13 protein-coding genes are annotated in these 22731 nt (G+C 38.6%); 8 read left to right on the top strand and 5 right to left on the bottom strand.

The window, feature by feature from the left end:
* The first annotated feature begins 14 nt into the window (after positions 1 to 14).
* A complete protein-coding gene (locus BN1354_RS10560) occupies positions 15 to 968 on the top strand; it encodes a glycoside hydrolase family 43 protein (protein ID WP_231623127.1) in 954 nt (317 codons plus the stop codon).
* Between the two features lie 120 nt (positions 969 to 1088).
* Here BN1354_RS10560 and BN1354_RS10555 read toward each other — a convergent pair whose 3' ends face one another.
* Positions 1089 to 2867: a DUF4091 domain-containing protein gene (locus BN1354_RS10555; protein WP_231623108.1), complete on the bottom strand. Its 1779-nt coding sequence runs from the start codon at positions 2865 to 2867 to the stop codon at positions 1089 to 1091.
* 46 nt (positions 2868 to 2913) lie between these two features.
* Positions 2914 to 4446: a family 43 glycosylhydrolase gene (locus tag BN1354_RS10550; RefSeq protein ID WP_053827080.1), complete on the bottom strand. Its 1533-nt coding sequence runs from the start codon at positions 4444 to 4446 to the stop codon at positions 2914 to 2916.
* 338 nt (positions 4447 to 4784) lie between these two features.
* Here BN1354_RS10550 and thrA point away from each other — a divergent pair, with 338 nt between their 5' ends.
* The 4 genes from thrA (at position 4785) to BN1354_RS10530 (ending at position 12762) form a co-directional block, all read left to right on the top strand.
* Positions 4785 to 7229, top strand: coding sequence for a bifunctional aspartate kinase/homoserine dehydrogenase I (gene thrA / locus BN1354_RS10545; RefSeq protein ID WP_045090536.1), 2445 nt, complete (start codon positions 4785 to 4787; stop codon positions 7227 to 7229).
* Positions 7230 to 7249: 20 nt separating this feature from the next.
* Positions 7250 to 8464: a cofactor-independent phosphoglycerate mutase gene (locus BN1354_RS10540; RefSeq protein WP_045090537.1), complete on the top strand. Its 1215-nt coding sequence runs from the start codon at positions 7250 to 7252 to the stop codon at positions 8462 to 8464.
* 18 nt (positions 8465 to 8482) lie between these two features.
* Positions 8483 to 9787 (top strand): threonine synthase, encoded by a 1305-nt coding sequence (gene thrC / locus BN1354_RS10535; RefSeq protein ID WP_045090538.1) that lies wholly within the window; start codon positions 8483 to 8485, stop codon positions 9785 to 9787.
* A 92-nt stretch (positions 9788 to 9879) separates the two neighbouring features.
* Positions 9880 to 12762, top strand: a complete 2883-nt coding sequence (locus BN1354_RS10530) for a putative LPS assembly protein LptD (protein ID WP_231623107.1) — start codon at positions 9880 to 9882, stop codon at positions 12760 to 12762.
* Here the strand turns inward: BN1354_RS10530 and BN1354_RS10525 are convergent.
* A complete protein-coding gene (locus BN1354_RS10525; protein WP_053827078.1) occupies positions 12759 to 14024 on the bottom strand; it encodes a replication-associated recombination protein A in 1266 nt (421 codons plus the stop codon). The two genes, BN1354_RS10530 and BN1354_RS10525, sit on opposite strands and share 4 nt — an antisense overlap.
* A gap of 139 nt (positions 14025 to 14163) precedes the next feature.
* Here BN1354_RS10525 and BN1354_RS10520 point away from each other — a divergent pair, with 139 nt between their 5' ends.
* Both BN1354_RS10520 and BN1354_RS10515 read left to right on the top strand, forming a co-directional pair.
* Complete coding sequence (locus BN1354_RS10520; RefSeq protein WP_053827077.1) at positions 14164 to 15132, top strand: bile acid:sodium symporter family protein; 969 nt, start codon at positions 14164 to 14166, stop codon at positions 15130 to 15132.
* A 60-nt stretch (positions 15133 to 15192) separates the two neighbouring features.
* On the top strand, positions 15193 to 16503 hold the full coding sequence (locus BN1354_RS10515; protein WP_053827076.1) for a 1-acyl-sn-glycerol-3-phosphate acyltransferase: 1311 nt from the start codon (positions 15193 to 15195) through the stop codon (positions 16501 to 16503).
* A gap of 53 nt (positions 16504 to 16556) precedes the next feature.
* On the opposite strand, the gene BN1354_RS10510 is transcribed toward BN1354_RS10515, so the two are convergent.
* Both BN1354_RS10510 and alaS read right to left on the bottom strand, forming a co-directional pair.
* On the bottom strand, positions 16557 to 18806 hold the full coding sequence (locus BN1354_RS10510; RefSeq protein ID WP_053827075.1) for a GH92 family glycosyl hydrolase: 2250 nt from the start codon (positions 18804 to 18806) through the stop codon (positions 16557 to 16559).
* Between the two features lie 47 nt (positions 18807 to 18853).
* On the bottom strand, positions 18854 to 21469 hold the full coding sequence (alaS, locus tag BN1354_RS10505) for an alanine--tRNA ligase (RefSeq protein WP_053827074.1): 2616 nt from the start codon (positions 21467 to 21469) through the stop codon (positions 18854 to 18856).
* Between the two features lie 233 nt (positions 21470 to 21702).
* Between alaS and BN1354_RS10500 the strand changes: the two genes are divergently transcribed.
* Positions 21703 to 22605 carry a class I SAM-dependent methyltransferase gene (locus BN1354_RS10500; RefSeq protein WP_053827073.1) on the top strand — a complete coding sequence of 301 codons (903 nt, stop codon included), beginning with the start codon at positions 21703 to 21705 and terminating at the stop codon, positions 22603 to 22605.
* Positions 22606 to 22731 lie beyond the last annotated feature (126 nt).

The raw sequence follows: 22731 nt of genomic DNA, 5'->3' as shown, positions 1-22731 counted from the left end.
CAGCAATACTGTTAATGCTTTCTTGCAATACAAGTAAAAATAAAACTAACTCCGAAGTTCAATACTCCTCCAACCCTGTACTGGATGGCTGGTATGCCGATCCGGAAGGCATTATTTATGGCGATAAGTATTGGATCTTCCCTACCTACTCTGATTATTATGAAGAGCAGATATTCTTTAATGCTTTTTCATCACCCGACCTGGTAAACTGGACAAAGCACGAAAATATATTAGACTCCTCAGAGGTTAAATGGGCACACAAAGCTATGTGGGCACCCGGTGTTATAGAAAAAGATGGGAAATACTACTTTTTCTTCGCTGCAAATGATATTCAGAGCAATGATGAGATTGGAGGAATTGGTGTTGCAGTAAGTGATAAACCTGAAGGTCCATACAAAGATCTACTGGGTAAACCACTTATTGATAAAATTGTAAATGGTGCACAACCCATTGACCAGTTTGTCTTCAAAGAAAACGACAGTACATACTATATGTATTATGGGGGATGGAGACATTGTAATGTTGTCTTGCTTAAAAATGACTTCACTGGAATTCGTCCATTTCCAGATGGTGAACTCTATAAAGAGGTAACTCCTGAAGGTTATGTTGAAGGACCATTCATGTTTAAAAAAGATGGCAAGTACTATTTCATGTGGTCAGAAGGTGGCTGGGGAGGTCCACACTACAAGGTGGCATACGCAATAACAGACAATCCTCTAGGACCTTTCGAACGCATAAACACCATACTTGAGCAGGATCCAGAGGTGGCAACAGGAGCAGGACACCATTCGGTTTTCCATAACAAAAGAACTGACGACTGGTATATCATTTATCATCGCAGACCACTTGAAGAGACTCACCATAATCATCGTGCAACTTGTATCGATAAAATGGAGTTTGATGAAAATGGCTATATTAAGCCTGTTAAGATGACTTTCAAGGGTGTGGCGGCGAATCCGTTGAAGTAGAAAAAATAATGAATCACCTTATCTGTTTAAGGTAATTAAAGCAGATAAAAATAAAAAGCCCGATATACTTTAACAGTGTATATCGGGCTTTACTTTACCCATCTATTCCCAACTAAAGAACTACCTGTTCAGTAGCTTCTTAGCCTCATTGAGCTTATCGTTCCAGTCATCTGATGGTTCCAGAGTGTAGAAATATTTTATTGCCTCTTCAAGCTCATTCAATTTAGCAAGTGATTCAGATGTATTTTCATCGCTATACTGTTTGCGAAGAATCCTTATCTTTTCGGCATCCTGAATACCTTCGATCAGTCGCTCGAAACGAATAGAGCTGCGAGCATCTGGATACACCATATATGTATCGCCTGCCGGCCAGGTTTTATAGCGCGAGTCGGTTAGTGGATTCTCTACCCACGAGTTGTAGGCCCATCTGAGCATTCCATCAAGATCTGCTGCAACTGTATGCCATCCTGCATAAACAGCTTCGGCAGGTTCTGAGAATGTGAACATATTTGCGAATGGGTCAGCACAGCAAACATACCATGTGGTATTAAGTCCCTCTGCTCTGCGTGTAATGATATCCTCTTTGTCCACTACACTATTGGCTCCAACACTGATATCTTTTATACCGGGGTATTGCTTATAGCTTTTGTGGTTATCAGCAAGCGAAATACCAAGTTCGGGCGCTGCAGTCTCCAACACTTTTAGTGCAGCCTGCATATCTGCAGGAGAACGTTCGTCCATTGCTATATTAGTGATTTCGAGCCAACCCTTTGCTTTAAGATGACGGGTGAAGTCCTTCAGGAATACAGTCCAAAACTCAGCATACTCATCCGACTGAGCTTTCAGCTCAAGTGTAACCAACTCCTTTTTCTCCATATCATTATAATGAACCTGGTTGTTCCACGTAAGTAATGAGTAACAGTTTATCATATCAGTTACACCAAGATCCATCATTAACTCCACCCATTTATCGAATATCGTATAGTCGAAACTCCAGCTCTGGTCTTCGTTTTTAGTCCAAATAATCATATCAGCATAAGCATCGAATGACTGATGATTCCATGGATCCTTATTAAGTGTTGCCGTGATAACCTTCTGTCCGGCATCTGCTAACATCTTCATTATAGGTCTCATTTTCTCGAAATGCGCATCACTCCACAACTCAAGATTATGCACCCTTGCCACAGCAGATGGATGTTGCCACAAGTCGAGATGATAAACCCATTCCGATGGTTCTGGCAACAACTGATTTACAACCTCTACCTCTATCTCAAAATCCTCAACAAATTTCCTTTCAGCATACAGGTTTAGCTTACCTTTGTAGTTACCTGCAACTGCATCAGAAGGGATATCGATAGTCAGCCATACCGGTCTTACCGTTTTGGCCTCAATATTAAAATTATCGAGGTTATCCAACATGTCTGCTGAAATAGATGCCGCATAATCTTCAGGTTTACGATGTCCGCACCCTTCGGCAAATTCATCTGTCATTACATACCTCACAAACCTTGCCTGAGCAATTGAGGCTGGCAAAGTAGCTGACTCTGAGATAAAGTCGTCAAACTCAAGCTCCACCTGATCAACATCGGCAGTTGTCCACAGAATCATCTGAGCAGATACCTTCTCACCTTTCCATCCGGTTACTTTCTCACTCTTTTTAATCTCCACCTCAGGTGCAACTGATTTAGGAGCTCTCACATCAATAGATATAAATGATGAGTGAAGGCCAGCTTTAACATTTGACCAATCTGACAACGTATCGTTCGTTGGGTCTTGCATCTCCTGAAATGTAATAAACTCCTTCTTAGGCCTCTTCCAGTCACATGAGCTAAAGGCTAAAAGCAACATACCTGTAATTGCAATTAGTGTACAGGCTGACCTTAATGATTTAAAATTCATTTTTTTGATTTTTATTTGAAAACTTACTTTATTTACAACTTAAGTTCTATAGATTATTCAATTCAAAATAGTCGTACTCTGCAGGATTATTTCCATCTCCTATATGAATCAAACCGGGTCTTGCCACTCTGTCCCACCTGACAAGATGCGAGGCATCGAAAACAGAATCAGTTGCAGTAATCCAGTTCTCCCCATTTAAACTATAATAGAATCGGAGTAAGCGACCTCTTTCAACCTCTATTTTTAAATGTGGTTCTGCTATATCTATACTTTTACTGTAATGGGTTGAACTTTTACCATCACTTACAGATCTAACCTCTATATTGTTGTTCTTTATACCTATTGCAACCATATTCTTATCATCACCATACATTGTGAGTCCTTTAAAGCTATCATTAACATTACTCACCTTAGTGATGTAGTTGTAGCGGATAGTTTGTGGCCTTAAACAGAGAGCTGTACCATTCTCATTCCCTTCTGTCATATTGCCTGAAAGTATCAGTCTGCCATTTTTAATTTCAGTATTTATGTCTGAATAAGGAAAATTCCATGTCCAGCTAACATTTAGCTCCTTTGAATTGAAATCATCCCTGAAATCTGAAACTCCCTTTTGTATTGTTCCGGCAAAGGGTACTTGATGACGGTTGACTGCAACTCTACCTGTTTTGAACTTTAGCCATCCATCTTCTGTTATTTGCAACTCATGCAGGATGTGCTGCCTTCCGAGAAAAAAGTTGTCTCCCGACTGATAGCCGTGACTATAATAGAATAATCGTCCATCGTCTGTCTCAACTACCGTACCATGTCCACAAGAAATATAGTCAGTTCCATCACCGTAAAGTATTGGGTTATCTGAGTATTTCTCATAAGGACCGAAGAAGCTGGTTGATCTGGCTACCCTTACATCATAATCGCTTCCGGGACCACAACAGCTTTTTGCAGAATAAATTATATAATAGAATTCACCATGTTTGAAATGATATTGACCTTCTAGTCCTATTCCCTCATCTTTTAAAAGAGAGAATATCTCACCTTCAAGTTTAAGTCCATCCTCTGATAACCGGCTGCCAAGAAGTTCGATTGGCCGGTTGTCAAGTCCATATGCTTTCCAGGTAATGTACAAATTGCCATTATCATTATAGACAAAAGGGTCTATGGCTTCTGTTCCATATTCAATAATAGGACCATGGTCTTCAAAATCCAATGAGGTTCCTCCAGATGTGGCGACACCTATGTAAGAAACATTGTCTGACTTCCTTCGTGCTGTATAATAACAGAACATTTTGTTATTCATATAATAAAGCTCAGGAGCCCAGAAGGAGTGAGATGTCCACTGAGGTTTCTCATTCAGGATATGACCAACCTGTTCCCAGTTTATCAGATCAGTGGAGGTGAATAACGGAAAGTGGGGTGCCCACTCCGATGATGTTGCTGTTACATAAAAAGTGTCTCCAACCTTTATTATAGTGGGATCAGCAAAATCACCACGATTAACAGGATTATCAAAATAGGTGACACCCTGCGAAAACATAGCCACTGATATCGATAAGAATGCAGTTAAAATAAGTAGTTTCTTCATAAGTTGGCAAATATAATAAAACAGTTTAAGTTTTTGGCATTTTAGTTTAATATGCTCAAGTATATAAGAAAATAATATAGGAAAAGTTGTTATTTATTTCATTTTATCAATTATTCGTCTAACTTTGCATCAAATCTACATCAAAATGTTTGAAATGCATAAAATGTATTCAACATATTTCACTTCTACAATGACTATGACCCCTTGGGGGGTTATATAATTTTTTACATCCGTAAGCAGTCACTGCTTTTTTTGCTAACCGTTCGGTTATAGCATCCAAAAATCAACTTTTTTTTATCAACTAATGCCGTTAAACAAACGGAAAAAGTCTTATACAGATGAAAGTTATGAAGTTCGGTGGGACATCGGTAGGAAGTCCCGAAAGTTTACAACAAGTTAAAAGTATAATTATAAATGAGGAAGAGCCGGTTATAGTAGTAGTTTCGGCACTTGACGGTGTAACAGACAGATTGTTGCTTGCTGCAGATTTTGCGCTAAATGGCAATTCAGGTTATAAAACACTGCTAGACGAATTAATTGAAAGACACCGTACTGTTATAGAGAATTTAAACTTCTCTGAAAAAGACAAAAATCCACTTATAGAAAAAACAGAACAGCTGTTTGATGAATTGCAGAATATTCTGAGAGGAGTATTTCTGATTGGAGACCTATCACAGAAGACATCAGACAAGATAGTGAGCTACGGAGAGCGTTTGTCATCGCTAATTCTAAACAGACTTATCGAGGGATCGCAACTGTATGATTCAACTAAGTTTATTAAAACCAACAGACAGTTTAAAAATCACATCCCAGATTTAAGTCGCTCCAATGAACTGATCCGGAAAACTTTTTCTGAGATGCCTCCTCCCAGAATAGCTGTTGTTCCAGGATTTATTTCATCAAGTATTGACGATGATGATATAACTAATCTTGGCAGAGGTGGTTCAGATTATACTGCTGCAATGATTGCTGCAGCTATGGATGCAACTATGCTTGAAATATGGACTGATGTGAATGGTTTCATGACAGCTGATCCAAAAATTATTAATTCTGCATATGTAATTGATGAACTTTCGTTTATCGAGGCAATAGAACTATCAAACTTTGGGGCAAAAGTTATTTATCCCCCTACAATTTTCCCTGTTTATCATAAGAATATTCCGATCTATGTAAGAAACACTTTCCACCCGGAAGAGAAAGGCACATTAATTAGAGATATTAAGCCTACTAAAAATGGAAAAATAATCAAAGGCATCTCATCTATAAATGATACTGCGCTGATTACTATTCAGGGACTTGGCATGGTTGGTGTTATAGGTGTCAATAAGCGTATCTTTTCTGCTTTGGCTGATAATGGCATAAGTGTGTTCATCGTTTCTCAGGCTTCATCAGAAAACAGCACCTCTATAGGTGTAAGATCACAGGATGCAGCACTGTCTCAGAAAGTACTGAACAAAGAGTTTGCTTACGAGATATCTATGGGCAGTATCAATGAGATTATCGTAGAGTATGATCTGGCAACAATAGCAATTGTTGGTCAGAACATGAAGCATGTACCCGGTATTGCCGGTAAATTCTTTGGTGCTTTAGGAAGAAACGGGATTAGTATAGTTGCACTTGCCCAGGGAGCAGGAGAAACAAATATTTCATGTGTTATTTCGAAGTCCGATCTTAGAAAGTCTCTGAATGTTGTCCATGACTCATTTTTCCTGTCTCCATATCAGGAACTTAACCTATTTGTAGTAGGTACAGGAACTGTTGGTGGCAAGCTACTGGAACAGATACGTAAGCAACAATCTACACTTAAAGAACAGAACAAATTAAGAATAAATATTGTTGGAATAGCAAACGGTCGAAAAGCTCTCTTTAACAGGGGAGGAATACCTTTGGAGAATTATTACGAAACATTAATGGATAAAGGCGCTAAGAGTTCACCTGATTATATTCGTGATGAGATTCTTAAAATGAATATATTCAATTCAGTATTTGTTGATTGTACTGCCAGCCCGGCTATTGCCGAACTTTATGGTGAGTTGATGTCCAGGAACATATCTGTGGTGACAGCCAATAAAATAGCAGCATCATCGGATTATCAAAACTATAGTTATCTGAAGGAGACATCACGCAAAGCGGGTGTCAAGTTCCTTTTTGAAACAAATGTGGGAGCAGGTTTACCTATAATCAACACTATGAATTCTCTGATAAATTCAGGGGACAGGATAGTAAAACTGGAAGCTGTACTTTCAGGCACTCTCAACTTTATATTCAACACCTTCAGCGAAGAGATCCCTTTTAGCAAAGCTGTTAGAATGGCAGTTGATGCTCAGTTTGCAGAACCTGATCCCCGTATTGATTTAAGCGGACTCGACGTTATTCGTAAACTGGTAATTCTTTCACGTGAGGCAGGTGCAAAGATTAATCAGTCTGATGTTAAGAAAAGATTGTTTGTACCTGAGAACTATTTTAAGGGTACACTTGAAGAGTTCTGGAAAACTGTTCCTGAACTGGATGAAACTTTTGAATTACGTCGTAAAGAGCTTGATAAACAGGGTAAGAAGCTACGGTTTGTTGCCTCTTATGATAATGGAGCCTGCGAGGTGGGATTGCGTGAAGTCGAGAGTGGTCACCCATTTTATGACCTGGAAGGAAGTAATAATATTATAATGATTACTACTGAAAGGTACAATGAATACCCAATGGTTATTAAAGGTTATGGTGCCGGAGCAAGTGTTACGGCAGCCGGTGTCTTCTCTGATATAATATCGATTGCAAATATTCGATAAATCAATTCATATCTGTTTATATGAAATACATAATAATTCTTGGAGACGGAATGTCTGACGAGCCGATTGCTGAACTTGGTAATAAAACACCACTGCAGGCAGCTCAGACTCCATACATGGATAATCTTGCCTCTAAAGGGAAAAACGGCTTGCTTGATACAGTGCCTGATGGCTTTTCTCCAGGAAGTGAGATTGCAAATCTCTCTGTTTTAGGCTATGATATACCCTCTGTATATGAGGGGCGCGGGGTACTCGAAGCGGCTAGTATGGGAGTGGATATTTTATCGGACGAATTAGCAATGAGATGTAATCTGGTATGCATTGATGGGGAATTGCTGAAAAATCATTCTGCGGGACATATATCTACAGCTGAAGCAACAGAGCTTATACATACCCTTAATGAGAAGATTGGTAATGACCGGTTTAGTTTTCACCCAGGTGTTTCATACAGGCATGTTCTGAAAATCAAAGGAGGTAATAAAAACATTATTTGCACACCTCCTCATGATATACCTGAAAAGCCATATCGACCTTACCTCATTAAACCGGGTGAAACTGGTGCTGAATATACTGCAGAAGCATTAAATAAACTTATTTATGCATCAAGAGAAGTATTATCTGATCATCCAATTAACTTAAAAAGAGTTGCTGAAGGAAAAGATCCTGCCAACTCAATATGGCCATGGTCGCCAGGCTATCGTCCTAAGATGAAGAGGTTGACAGAAATGTTCCCAATAAAAAGAGGAGCTGTTATTTCGGCGGTTGATCTTATACGTGGGATTGGTGTTTATGCCGGACTGGAAGTAATAATGGTGGAGGGGGCAACCGGTTTGTACGACACTAATTACGAGGGTAAAGCAGCTGCCGCTCTCGAAGCTTTAAAACAGAATGATTTTGTTTATCTTCATATTGAGGCCAGCGATGAGGCAGGCCATGAGGGTGATGTAGCACTGAAAGTAAAAACAATAGAGTATCTGGATTCACGTATTGTTAAACCAATTTATGAGGAAATCAAAAACTGGGAAGAGCCTGTAACAATAGCTATTTTACCAGATCACCCCACCCCATGTGCAATACGCACACATACACGTGAAGCCGTTCCTTTTCTCATTTGGCACAGAGATGTACAACCTGATAGGGTACAAACATATGATGAGCTTGCTGCTAAAGATGGGAGTTATGGTTTATTGTATGGCGACCAGTTCATGAAAACTATATTTAATATTAATTTATGATTACTGAATAATCAAACTATGTTATACTATAGTACTAAAAACAGGGATATTAAAGCTAGTCTGCAGGAGGCTGTAGTATATGGATTAGCCCCTGATAGAGGTTTATATATGCCCGAGCAGATACCTCAGCTGCCTGACACATTCTTCAAAGAGATATCGGGAAAGAATCTGCAGGAGATAGCAGCAATAGTTGCTTATGCATTTTTTGGTGACGACATTGATAAGGATAGCTTAAACCAGATAGTTGCAAATTCACTGAATTTTGAAATTCCTCTTAAAGAGATTGAAAAAGATATTTATGTACTGGAGCTGTTTCATGGACCTACTTTCGCATTTAAGGATGTAGGTGCACGATTTATGGCTCGTATGCTATCTTTTTTTGTAAATGAGCGTAAACAGGATGATGTAAAAGTGTTGGTTGCAACCTCAGGTGATACCGGTAGTGCTGTAGCTAATGGTTTTCTGGGAGTTGAAGGTATTCAGGTATTTGTACTATACCCATCGGGCAAGGTGAGTGAAATGCAGGAAGCACAATTTACTACTCTTGGTCAGAACATTGTTGCCCTTGAAATTGATGGAACATTTGATGACTGTCAAGCATTGGTAAAATCGGCTTTTATGGACGAAGAACTGAATATTCAGTTTAATCTTACATCTGCAAACTCGATTAATGTTGCACGTTTTCTACCACAATCTTTTTATTACTTTTATGCATTTGCTCAATTAGCTAAAATTTTTGATTCTGCAGAAACTGTCTTTTCTGTACCCAGTGGAAACTTGGGAAACCTGACTGCGGGGCTGTTTGCAAAACAGATGGGACTGCCTGTTAAACGATTTATTGCAGCAAATAACCTTAATGATGTGTTCTTTGAATTCCTGAATACAGGGGAGTATAAGCCGAGACCATCTGTGCAAACCATTGCAAATGCTATGGATGTAGGAGCTCCAAGTAATTTCGAAAGAATCCTTGATTTGTATGGTGGATCTCATGAGAAAATAAGTCGTGAGATTAAAGGATTCAGCTATAATGACAGTCAGATTGAAAATACAATAAGCAGTTTGTATAAAAGGAGCGGTTATCTGCTTGATCCACATTCAGCATGTGCTTACAGGGCATTGACTGAAGGCAAGGAGCCGGGGGAAAAGGGTATCTTTCTCGCAACAGCACATCCTGCAAAATTTAAGGATTCGGTAGAGAGATGCATTGATTCAGAAATTGTAATTCCTGAAGATCTTGAGAAGTTCACAAAGAAACAAAAACATTCATTTTCAATCCAAAATAACTTCAATATTTTTAAAAAGGCGCTAATAAACCTGACTTAAGTTTCTTTTTACTATTTTTGTTGCGAGTTAATTCATAAATGAATGGTATTTAAGTGAAACAACCCATCCGATCCATACTTGTTGTTTTAATCTTGGCAATTTTTTATCAATGCTCTTCGGTTAGAAATTCAAGCATTGCTGAGATTGCTATACCAGAAATTTTGCCCGACACAACGGTTAAAATAGCACAAGTAAAAATACCTGAACCAATTGTAACCGACTCAATTACAGAAGAGTTAAACACTACTGTTATATCTACAGACAGTATAGAAGATTTATCTGAAACAATAGAATTATCCGGTGATAGTTTGCAATTACCGTCTGCAATAGTTGATGACTCTACTCAATTAGCTCAGGATGCGGCAGTTGCCAGAGAAGACTCTCTTGCTTTGGCCGGAAAACAGACACTCGATGCTCCTGTTTATTATACTGCACAGGATTCCATGGTATTTACAAATGATAATATGGGATTTCTTTATGGTAAGGCAGATATTAAATATGGGGAAATGGCTATAACCGGGGAAAAAATCACAATGGATCTCGATAGTAGTATTATTTCATCCACTTTTGGAGTTGACTCACTAGGTGTCGAATTTGGTTTTCCTGTTTTTACAGAGGGTGGCACAGAGTATGAGATGAAAGGTGTCCGCTATAATTTTGAGACCAGGAAAGCATTTATTCACAACGTCATAACTCAACAAGGAGAAGGTCATATTGTTGCAAATGAGGCAAAGAAAAATGCTGACAACTCATTCTATATGAGAAACGCCAAATATACCACCTGCGACAATCATGATCACCCTCATTTCTATCTGAATCTGTCAAAAGCAAAAGTAAGGCCTGAAAAAGATGTTGTGACAGGTCCCGCCTGGCTTGTAGTAGCAGATGTGCCCCTGTTTCCGGTTGTATTGCCTTTTGCTTTCTTCCCATTCACCTCTACATATTCATCAGGAATTATAATGCCGAGTTATGGAGATGAGATGACAAGAGGTTTCTATCTTCAGAATGGCGGGTATTATCTGGCTTTAAGCGATTATGTGGACCTTGCAATAACAGGTGAGATATACACTAAAGGTTCATGGGGTTTAGGAACCAGGTCAAACTACCGCAAAAGATATAAATACTCAGGCAATGTAAATGTTTACTACCTGAATACTGTTACAGGTGAAAAAGAACTTAAAGAAGTTGTACCGGAGGCGTACTCAGTGGCTAAAGATTTACGAATAAACTGGACACACTCGCAGGATCCTAAGGCAAACATGTACAGAACACTGTCAGCAAGCGTAAACTTCTCTACCAGTCGTAACAATCACCACGATTTGAGTCGTCTCTACTCACGTGAAGCTTCAAATAACACTAAAAGCTCAAGTGTTAATCTCACCCAGCGTTTTCCTGATTCCCCCTGGAGCCTATCTGCAACAATGAATATCAACCAGGTATCGCGTGACTCTACAATAGCTGCCACAATGCCTAACATATCCATCAATATGAGTCGCATCTATCCCTTCAAGAGAAAAAATGCTGTTGGGAGTGAAAAGTGGTTCGAGAAGATATCAATGAGCTATACTGGTGAGTTCCGAAATTCAATTACCACTAAAGAGGATAGGTTTTTAAAATCAAATTTAGTGCGTGACTGGACTAATGGCATGCGTCACAATATACCAATCAGTGCAACATTTACTCTGTTTGATTTTATTCAGGTTTCCCCATCTTTTAATTACTCTGAGAGGTGGTATTCAGGCCAATATAAACAGGCTTGGGATCCAATTGCAAGAAGGCATGTGGATGTAGATACAATCCATGGGTTTAATCGTGTGTATGACTATAGTACTTCACTAAGTGCACAGACTAAACTTTATGGTATGTACACTCCATGGAAGATATTTGGAGACAAGATTCAGGCGATCAGACATGTATTTTCTCCTGCAATTAGTTTTAATTATCGTCCCGACTTTGGTGATCCCAGATATGGGTTTTATGAGACTTATACTTTTAAAAATGAGTTTGGAGAAGATGTTGAGTATACATATTCTCCATATTCTAAAATGATGTTTGGTACCGCCTCCAGCGGAAAGAGCGGAAGCATCGGCTTCGACTTCAAGAATAATGTTGAAATGAAAATCAGATCTGACAGAGACTCCACCGGGGTAAGGAAAATAAGTTTGATAGACGATCTGGGTATAAATTTTAACTATAATATGATGGCCGACTCCATGAAATGGAGTGATATCAACACAAACTTGCGTCTGAAACTTTCCAAATCGTATACACTCAGCCTGAATATGATCTGGGATCCATACACATATGAGGTTGACCAAAACAACCGACCTGTTAGAGTTGACAAGCTTAGAATTCTGAATGGTAAAGGTTTTGGAAAACTCAGAAGTACCGGTACCTCATTTTCTTACTCACTTAATCAGGATACATTCAAGAAACTGTTCAACAGGGATGATTCAGATAGTGGAGATGATGAAAGTAATCCTAATGAAAATCAACTGCCGGATGATGGTACAATTGGTGAAAACCCGTATGAAACTCCTGGTAGGACTAATATGTTTGATAATAGTGACAGTTCTTTGGGAGAGTTTGATGAAGATGGTTATCTGAAGAACTCCGTAAACTGGAACCTCTCTTTCAATTATTCATTAAGGTATGGTTACGGAGATTTTGATATTGACAAGAAGGAGTATAAAGGTGCGCTAACCCATAATTTTGGTTTGAGTGGCTCAATACAGCCAACAAAAAACTGGAATCTCACATTTAATACCGACTATAATTTCGATTTAAAAAAGTTCACTAATGTAAACTGTACACTAACACGTAATCTACACTGCTGGACTATGTCGGCAAGCTTCATTCCTATAGGGCCTTATAAATCCTACAACTTCACTATCCGTGCCAACTCATCAATGTTGCAGGATCTGAAGTATGAACAAAGAAGTTCGCCATACGACAGGGGAATGGCATGGTATTAATCACCCCACAGCTTTTTCATCCAGTCACTCAGCTTTTTCTCGGCAGGAGAAGATTGCGGTTCCCAAAATCTGCTGTTCTTCAACTCTTTAGGCAGATAGTCCTGTTTTACAAAATTATTCTCATAATCGTGTGAGTATTTATAGTCTTTGCCGTAATCAAGCTCCTTCATCAGAGAGGTTGGTGCATTGCGAAGGTGAAGCGGTACAGGTAGATTACCGGTCTGTTCAACCTTGGAAATAGCATTATCAATTGCCAGATATGCAGAATTGCTTTTGGGTGACGTGGCAAGATAGATAGTGGTCTCAGCAAGCACAATGCGTCCTTCAGGCCAGCCTATTTTCTGCAGCGTATCAAAGCATGCATTTGCTAGAAGAAGTGCATTGGGATTGGCCAGACCAATATCTTCAGCGGCAGAGATAACCAGCCGTCTTGCTATGAACTTTGGATCTTCCCCTCCTGCAACCATCCTCGCAAGCCAATATATTGCGGCATCTGGGTCACTCCCTCTGATCGATTTAATGAAAGCTGAGATGATATCATAATGCATCTCTCCCCCTTTGTCATAAGCTGCGGGATTCTCCTGCAGACGCTCTGTTACCAGATAGTCTGTAATTACAATCTCCTTATCTTCCTTATCAGTGGCTACTGTAAGTTCCAAGATATTCATCAACTTGCGTGCATCACCCCCTGAGAAGCGAAATAAAGCATCAGTCTCTTCAACTTTTATTTTCCTCTCCTTCAGAATCAAATCCTCTGTAAGTGCTCTGTTTAGTAAAACCTGAAGATCTTTTTTCTCCATAGATTTGAGCACATATACTTGACAACGTGAAAGAAGAGGTCTGATAACTTCGAATGAAGGATTTTCTGTAGTAGCACCAATAAGTGTTACTGTACCCGTTTCTACGGCATTTAGAAGTGAATCCTGCTGTGATTTACTGAATCGATGAATCTCATCAATGAATAGAATTGGTGCCGCAGAATCAAAGAATCGGGTACTCTTAGCCTTCTCAATAACCTCTCTCACATCTTTCACTCCTGAGTTGATTGCACTTAATTTATAGAAAGGAGCCTTGATTGCATTTGCAATTATATTTGCAAGTGTAGTTTTACCAACACCTGGTGGTCCCCAGAAAATTATTGAAGGTATTCTTCCCGATTCAATCATTCTACGCAATACAGCACCCTTCCCTACCAAGTGTTCTTGCCCGATAAATTCATCTAAACTCTGTGGCCTAAGTCGTTCAGCTAACGGAGTACTCATATTTTCATTTTTTACAAATATAGTCAATATCAATAAATAATATCTGTTGGTTTATCATATATGTAACAGGTTACTGATTATAAAGAATGGGTTAAATAATATATTTTTGTAACTTTGCGCCTTAAAATCAAGAGGTCAGATGGAGATATCACCACTACTTTCCCTGTTCGGGGATATGAATCAGCTAGATTATGTTAAGCTGAATTTTAATCAGGAGAGTGTGAATATGATGAATCTTGCTATTGCATTCATCATGTTTGGAGTTGCACTAAGTATAAGACCTGGGCACTTTAGATCAGTTTTTCTTAACCCTAAACCTGTGGTATTAGGAGCTGTTTCTCAGTATGTTATTTTACCCGCATTAACTTATCTGTTAGTTTTAATAATCCGCCCCTCAACACCGGTTGCATTGGGTATGATATTGGTCTCATCATGTCCAGGTGGAAATGTATCCAATTTAATCTCTTCAATATCAAAGGCAAATATCACATTATCGGTGAGCCTTACTACTATCACTACTATTATGAGTCTGATCATGACTCCCTTTAATTTTGCTTTTTGGGGAGGGTTATATGCAAAGCACTCGCCACTTCTGGTTCCAATTACAATTGATCCAATTGAGATGTTCCGTACTGTATTTTTAATACTGGGAGTGCCCGTTATATTAGGAATGTTTGTTGGAATGAAATTTCCTAAATTTTCCAAACGGATGGATAAACCAATACAGACTGCTTCTGTTATTTTCTTTATAGGCTTTATTGTTGCAGCTCTTGCAGGCAACTTCAGTATATTCTTAAAATATATTCATCTTATTTTCTTGCTGGTATTAGTTCACAATGGCTTGGCTTTCTTTTCAGGTTACTCACTGCCAAGGCTTCTAAAGGTGAATGAAAGAGATTGCAGAACAATTTCAATAGAAACAGGGATACAGAACTCAGGTCTTGGATTAGCACTTATATTCAATCCAAGAATATTCCCTCCTGAACTAAATTTAGGTGGCATGGCCATGGTAGCAGCGTGGTGGGGAATATGGCATATAGTTGCGGGACTTATTCTTGCATCTTACTGGAGAAAAAAAAAGGGAAATGAGACACCTATAGCAAGTTAATTTTAAGTATAACTCTAAAATATTGATTTCACCATAATCATATTCTATTGTATAAAACTTATGCTTTATAACTACGACTTTCGATACTTTATAGCTAAAATACCTGTAAAATCAGCTCTGAGGTTAAACTTCAGAAAGATGGTTTTTACCGGACGAAAAGAGAATGTTTCGAGAAAAAGACCGATAATTTTTGCGCCTAATCATAGAAATGCATTAATTGATGCTCTATTAATAGTTTATGCAGGGTATCACACTAAACAGGTCGTATTTCTTGCAAGAGCAGATATTTTCAAGCAGAAGTTTATAGCATGGATACTTCGTGGAATGCGTATCGTACCGGTTTTTAGAATTCGTGATGGTAAAGATAATCTTGATAAAAACAGAGATATTTTCAAAAATGCAGCTCGAATTCTTAAGAAAAACAATCCCATTGCACTTTTCCCTGAAGCAAGACATAATCCTAAACAGTCACTTCTACCTGTTCAGAAAGCTGTACCGCGCATTGTACTGCCAACCGAGGCATCCGTCGATTTTGAATTAAACAGTCAGATAGTCCCGGTATCAATATATTATCGCGATATATCCGGGTTCCTTTCTGATGTTTATGTAACATTCGGTACTCCTATTGTAGTTTCTGAATACAAAGAGATGTATGCTGAAAATCCCAACCTTGCAACAAATCAGATGCGTCAGGATCTGGATGAGAGACTTAGATCGATGGTTGTAAACATATGGAATGATGAGTACTATGATGAATATAAGAATGCTATAGACTGGAATGGTGATCGAATAGCCAATGAGATGTTTGCTGAGAGGAAAGATGATTTTATGCAGGCATCATTATATATTGTAAGAAAATTAGATGATCTGTTTGAGAATAACCGGCCTGAATTTGACAAAAAAATAGAGAACTTCCGTGAAGCATTTAAAATAATTAAAGAGCATCAGCTAAATACAAAAGACAATCTTTTGAATCCTTCAACCAAAGGGAAACTCTTCTCCCGGTTTGCAGTACTTACATTAACTTCACCAATTATGGTGTTTGGTTTTGTAAATGCTATCTTTCCAATATTAATAAAAAGGAAACTGTTAAGCTTGTTTAAAGACAATCAGTTTATTGCATCGGTAAGATATGTATCGGGACTGATATTTATTCCGGTATTTGATCTTTTACAATCGCTAATTGTTGGCTATGCAACAAAGGATTGGAAATTAGCTCTTATCTATTTCATTGCTATGCCGGTAACATTTTATTTTGCACTATACTGGCACAAATGGTGGAAAAGAGCAATAAGAGATCTTAAAGCTTACAGGTTCAAAAAGCAATTTGCACAAAAATGGGAGCGACTGGTAGAACTTATCAAAATTTAGTATTATATCAGTTATTCACAAACCTCTACAATTAGAACTTAATTCAATTCTTTTTATCTCTCTTTTAAATAAAAGGTTATTTTATCTGCTTTAATCAGTACATCGTGGCTAATGCGGAAATTTCTGAAAGGTTTGCCATCAATCTCTATCTTATCGATATAAATAGCATCTGCTGAAGGACGAACAGTCTCAATTTCAATAGTGTGACCATTATAATGAAAATCGTCTAGATTCAGTATAACCTTATCAAAAACAGGTGTTGTAAATGTATATGATGGATCAGTAGCATCATCAGGATAGAAACCCATCATACTGAACAGTGCCCAGGTTGACATAGTACCTGTGTCATCATTGCCCGGCAGTCCATCAGGTGAATTCCTGAAATGCTTGGCCAAGAGCTCCTGTGTCAGTTTCTGAGTGCGCCACTCCTCTCCCTTTATATAACTGAACAAAAATGGATAACCTATATTTGGTTCATTCGTAGGATCGTAATGCCCATCAATAAACACCTCCTGAAGTCTGTTTACAAACTTCCTCTTTCCACCATGCATCTTAATTAACCCATCCACATCATGTGGAACCATGAATGAATAGTTCCATGAACTACCTTCATGAAAGCCAGGAACAGGTTCAAAATTCTCTCCCTGCTTAGGATTAAATGGAACCAGGAACTCTCCGTTTGGCAGTATTGGTCTGAATGCACCATATTCAGATGAGTAGTATCTCTTATAATTGAGAGATTGATTATAAAATCTCCTGGCATCATCATCTTTTCCGAGTGCTTTTGCGAATTTCGATAATGCATTATCTGCAATATAATACTCAAGCGCGTGAGATACTGAATTATCAAACTCAGCTTTTAATGGAATATACCCTTTACTTAGATAGTCATCAATATCAGGGCGTATGAAGTTGTCTTTACCGGGTGTCGTAGCCGATTTGTACATTGCCTCATAAGCAGTTTCAACATCAAAATCACGCAATCCCTTCATCCAGCTATCCACAATTACAGGAATTGCAGGATCGCCCTCCATGGTAAGTGTCTCACGACTATAAAGCTCCCACCTGGGTAGCCAGTCGCTCTCTTTATACATATCAATCATAGAACGCACCATATCCAGTTGTATTTCTGGATATAGGAGAGTCAGCAGCTGATGAACGTTTCTATAAGTATCCCAAAGAGAGAAAACTGTATATCTGTCATTCTCTGTACTTAATATTTCATCACCCTCCATCATAGGATACTCACCATTTACATCATTAAGAATATTTGGGTGAATAAGAGCATGATAAAGTCCGGTATAAAATACTGTTTGCTGTTCATCAGTACCACCTGAAACAGCTACCTTTGACAACGCCTTGTTCCATTCATCATGGGCACTATTTCTCACTAAGTCAAAATCAAATCCTTTTTGTTCTGCATCAAGATTCATGCGTGCATTCTCAGTACTTACAAATGAGACGCCTATCTGCACTTCAATAGTTTCACCCTGCTCCAAAGAGTAGGTAAAATATGCACCTATATCATCACCTGCAATATCCCTGTTATAGCGGGTATACAGTTTTCTGGTGCCACTAGTTGAATCCCATTGCGCCTCAACACCCATTTCACGCTGCATCTTCCAGTAACCGGCAGTTACAGGAACTTTATTAACTCTCATCACAAAATAGATAGGAAATACAGCATCAGGGTTATAGCAGAAAGTACCTAACATCTTCATCCCCTCCACTTCAGTGTCACTTACACGACGCATCCAGGCTCCAGACTCGTTAGTAAGTCCTTCACCCAAATTCAGAAGGATATTGGCATCTCCCTCAGGGAATGTGAATCTTGCTATGCTGGTTCGAGTAGTTGCAGAAACCTCAGTTTTAATATTGTACTTAGTAAGCAGATTTGAATAATAGCCTGGAGAAGCAACTTCATTGATGTACTCACTTCCATACTCCTCATAGTTAACATTCAAATCACCTGCAGTAGCCATTAAAAGCAGTGAGCCCAATTCGGGACAACCCACACCACTAAGGTTTACATGAGAATAACCTGTGAAGAATTTGTTTTCACTTGTATAGGGGGTTGACCACCATTGCTTATCTTTATCGAACTTGTTTAGTTCTGAACCCATCACATTGAATGGGGAAACCGACATCATTCCGTTAGGAAGAACGGGGCCGGGATTAGTTGTACCATAATTTGCACTTCCTATAAATGGATTTACCCTATCTGCCGGTTCAATGGAGAATGAAGCCAGACAATAAAATGTAAATGCAATAAAAGCTAATAACGAACCCCTAAAACAACTCATATTAATTCCTTTTTTACAACTAATCCTTTTTCCAGCTAATGAAAAGCTTAACTTTTCAATAGCTTTATTATCGACTCAATTGCTTCATTAAGTCTTTCGGCATTCTTTCCTCCAGCTGTTGCAAAGTGAGGCTGTCCTCCACCGCCACCCTGAATCAGCTTTGCAGCTTCACGGACAATGTTTCCTGCATGCATTCCTTTTGCAACAAGATCATCAGTGAGCATGACAGTAAGATTTGGTTTGCCATTTGCTGCTGTTGCTCCTACAAACATCATATTTTCAGGGAACTGACCCTTTATTTGAAATGCAATATCTTTTATCACATCAGGAGATCCAACAGGAAGAATTGCTTTAAATACATCTACTCCATTTATGACAGTCTTATGTTCAATAACCTTCAGTTTAACCTGTTCTGTTTTCTCTTTTATAAACTCTTGCAACTCTTTTTTCATCTCTTCATTATCAGCAATAAGACGATTAATTCCCTGCATAACATCAGGAACATTGTTCAAGAGATTTTTTATACTTGTCAATATATCTTCCTTTGCATAAAGATAGTCTTCGCAAACCTTTGCTGTTACAGCTTCTATACGACGAACACCAGCTGAAATTGCTCCTTCACTAACGATACGGAATGTTCCAATTCTACCTGTTGATGAAATATGTGTACCACCACATAGCTCTATTGATGTTCCAAATCTCACAGTACGTACATCATCACCATACTTTTCACCGAATAGTGCCATAGCACCCTGAGCTTTAGCCTCTTCAATCGGAACATGTCTATGCTCTTCAATCGGGAAATTGCTTCTTATCTTTTCGGTAACCTTAACCTCAACCGCTCTTATCTCTTCAGGAGTCATCTTCTGGAAGTGAGAGAAGTCGAATCTCAATACTTCAGGTGACACATATGATCCCTTCTGCTCAACATGATTCCCCAGGACCTCTCTTAAAGCCTCATGCATAAGGTGGGTAGCAGAGTGATTACACTCAGTAGCAGTTCTCTTATCTGTATCTATTTTTGCAGTAAACACACCCTCTAAATTTTGAGGAAGTTTTTTTGTAAGATGCACTGCCAGATTATTCTCACGTTTGGTATCAAAAACTTCAATTTTCTCGCCAGTTTCTGAAATCAACCAGCCGCTATCACCTACCTGACCTCCCATCTCGGCATAAAACGGAGAACGTGACAATACAATCTGATAAAACTCAGATTTCTTCTGCTTAACTGCTCTGTAACGAAGTACATGAGCAGTACTTTCAGTTTCATCATAACCAACAAACTCTGGTTCACCATCATGCACCTTTGTCCAGTCGCCCGTCTCCACAGCCGCAGCATTACGTGCTCTGTCCTTCTGCTTCTGCATCTCTGTATTAAAGCCTGCCACATCAGCAGTCATTCCATGTTCACGCAAAATCAACTCAGTCAAGTCGAGCGGGAAACCAAAAGTGTCATAAAGTTTAAAAGCAACTTCACCGCTAAGTACCCCACCCTCCTTCTCGGGAAGATTTCTCTCAAGCAACTTGATGCCAGTTTCAAGAGTTCGAAGGAACGACTCCTCCTCCTCTTTCATAACTTTTTCTATTAGTCCCTGCTGTGCCTCCAGTTCGGGGTAAGCATCGCCCATCACCTCAATTAGAGTAGGAATCAGTCGGTACATAAACGACTCATGCATATTGAGGAATGTATATCCGTAACGTACAGCCCTTCGAAGGATACGTCTGATTACATAACCCGCTTTAGCATTTGAAGGGAGCTGTCCATCAGTTATAGAGAATGCAATAGTTCTTACATGATCAGCAATAACTCGCATAGCAATATCAACCTTTTCATCTTCACCATACTTTTTATCGCTAATTTCACCAATCTTCCCTATTATTGGCTGAAACAGATCTGTATCATAGTTAGACAGGGTACCCTGCACAGCCATACAGAGTCTTTCGAAACCCATACCTGTGTCGATAACCTTTGCAGGAAGTTGTTCAAGTGAACCATCAGCTTTGCGGTTATACTGCATAAATACGAGGTTCCATATCTCCACAACCTGAGGATGATCGTTATTAACCAGAGTCAAGCCGTCTACTTTTGCTCTTTCAGATTCAGGTCTTATATCAATATGAATCTCTGAACATGGGCCACAAGGACCTGTATCACCCATCTCCCAGAAATTATCTTTCTTATTACCGTTTATGATTCTCTCTTTAGGCAGATATTTTTCCCAATATGAAGCAGCTTCATCATCTCTCTCCAGGTTTTCTTCAGGAGCACCCTCAAAAACTGTAGCATAAAGCCTGTCTTTATCAAGCTTTAATACTTCAGTCAAATATTCCCATGCCCACTCAATAGCCTCTTTCTTAAAATAGTCGCCAAACGACCAGTTGCCAAGCATCTCAAACATGGTGTGGTGATAAGTATCGTGACCCACCTCCTCAAGATCGTTGTGCTTACCACTCACCCTCAAACACTTCTGTGAGTCGGCCACACGTGGATATTTAATTGGCGCATTACCCAGAATAACATCTTTAAACTGGTTCATCCCTGCATTTGTAAACATCAGTGTAGGGTCATCTTTAATAACCATGGGTGCAGAAGGCACAATGCGATGTTCTTTCGACTGAAAAAAATCTTTATACGACTGTCTAATCTCTTTGGAGGTCATCATAAACTTTCAATTATTACTTAAATAAAGCTTCGGGATATGAGTAAATTACCCAAAACAGAGTACAAAAATACAGCAAAAACTTCTTATCCCCAAGTGAGTGAGATAAAAGGGTAATAGATTTACTTTGTAAAAGATATCTTATTTGTGGGGGTATGCCTGAAGCTGTAGTAGCTTTACTTGAGAAATATTTTCATACCTTTGATAAAACATTCATGTAATACTAATCGACTTTTATGCCCCATATCACCATTAACAACTGCCCCATTTGCAACAGTTCAGATATAGTAAATACATTTAATGCTGTCGATCATTTCTCTACAAAAGAAATATTTCCTATCTATGATTGCAGCAATTGCGGTTTTCGATTTACAAACAATTTTCCATCTGACGATATAATAGGCAGATATTACGATTCACCCGACTATATTTCTCATTCAGACTCAAAGAAAGGAGTTATAAACCGCCTATACCACTTTCTTAGGGAATTCATGCTTAAGAAAAAAGGCAATCTTGTTTCGAAATTTTCAACAGGAAACCGTTTGCTTGACATTGGTTCTGGTACTGGGTATTTTCTCAAGGCAGCAAAGGAGAGAGGTTATTCAGTTTCGGGAATAGAAAAAGATAGTAAAGCCAAAAACTTTGCAATAGATAACTTTGGTTTAGATGTAAAAGGAGAAGACTTTTTATGGAATATCAATAGTGATTCGTTTGATGTTGTCACTCTATGGCATGTACTTGAGCATATGCAAAACCTGAATGAGGTTGTTGACAAACTATTCAACATTCTCAGTAAGGATGGAACTTTAATTTTGGCTCTCCCAAATCATAATTCTTATGATGCAGGCATTTACAAAGAGTATTGGGCTGCTTATGATGTCCCACGCCATCTTTGGCATTTCACACCAGCTACAGTTGAAAAACTGCTGAATAAACATCAGTTCAAAATAATAAAACAAAAAACAATGCCACTTGACGCCTTTTATATCTCACTTCTAAGTGAAAAATACAGAGGCAGCGGAAAATTATATCAATATTTTAAAGCTATAATAGTTGGCAAAATAGGTTTTCTACTTTCTCTTTCAAACGTTAATCAATCGAGTTCAGTAATATACATCGCAAAAAAGCAGAAAAACTGAAATTAAAAAAATGATTTTAGGATTTCTGTTTAAGTTGATCAAAAACATTTGTTGATTCTTCCAGAAAACTGTATTTTTGATTGTTTACAAATAATAATGGCTCAAGACTAACAGTTACAGTTGAAT

It is taken from the genome of Lascolabacillus massiliensis, assembly GCF_001282625.1.
Taxonomy (GTDB): domain Bacteria; phylum Bacteroidota; class Bacteroidia; order Bacteroidales; family Dysgonomonadaceae; genus Proteiniphilum; species Proteiniphilum massiliensis.
Note: the sequence above shows the minus strand (reverse complement) of the source record. Positions and strands in the feature narration are given on the sequence as shown.

Bases quoted from the DNA above. Each gene is read 5' to 3' on its own strand.
- BN1354_RS10515 (WP_053827076.1), top strand. From the start codon at position 15,193: ATGCTTTATAACTACGACTTTCGATACTTTATAGCTAAAATACCTGTA.
- BN1354_RS10525 (WP_053827078.1), bottom strand. From the start codon at position 14,024: ATGAGTACTCCGTTAGCTGAACGACTTAGGCCACAGAGTTTAGATGAA.
- BN1354_RS10540 (WP_045090537.1), top strand. From the start codon at position 7,250: ATGAAATACATAATAATTCTTGGAGACGGAATGTCTGACGAGCCGATT.
- thrA (WP_045090536.1), top strand. From the start codon at position 4,785: ATGAAAGTTATGAAGTTCGGTGGGACATCGGTAGGAAGTCCCGAAAGT.
- BN1354_RS10510 (WP_053827075.1), bottom strand. From the start codon at position 18,806: ATGAGTTGTTTTAGGGGTTCGTTATTAGCTTTTATTGCATTTACATTT.
- BN1354_RS10550 (WP_053827080.1), bottom strand. From the start codon at position 4,446: ATGAAGAAACTACTTATTTTAACTGCATTCTTATCGATATCAGTGGCT.
- thrC (WP_045090538.1), top strand. From the start codon at position 8,483: ATGTTATACTATAGTACTAAAAACAGGGATATTAAAGCTAGTCTGCAG.
- BN1354_RS10500 (WP_053827073.1), top strand. From the start codon at position 21,703: ATGCCCCATATCACCATTAACAACTGCCCCATTTGCAACAGTTCAGAT.
- alaS (WP_053827074.1), bottom strand. From the start codon at position 21,469: ATGATGACCTCCAAAGAGATTAGACAGTCGTATAAAGATTTTTTTCAG.
- BN1354_RS10555 (WP_231623108.1), bottom strand. From the start codon at position 2,867: ATGAATTTTAAATCATTAAGGTCAGCCTGTACACTAATTGCAATTACA.
- BN1354_RS10520 (WP_053827077.1), top strand. From the start codon at position 14,164: ATGGAGATATCACCACTACTTTCCCTGTTCGGGGATATGAATCAGCTA.
- BN1354_RS10560 (WP_231623127.1), top strand. From the start codon at position 15: ATGCTTTCTTGCAATACAAGTAAAAATAAAACTAACTCCGAAGTTCAA.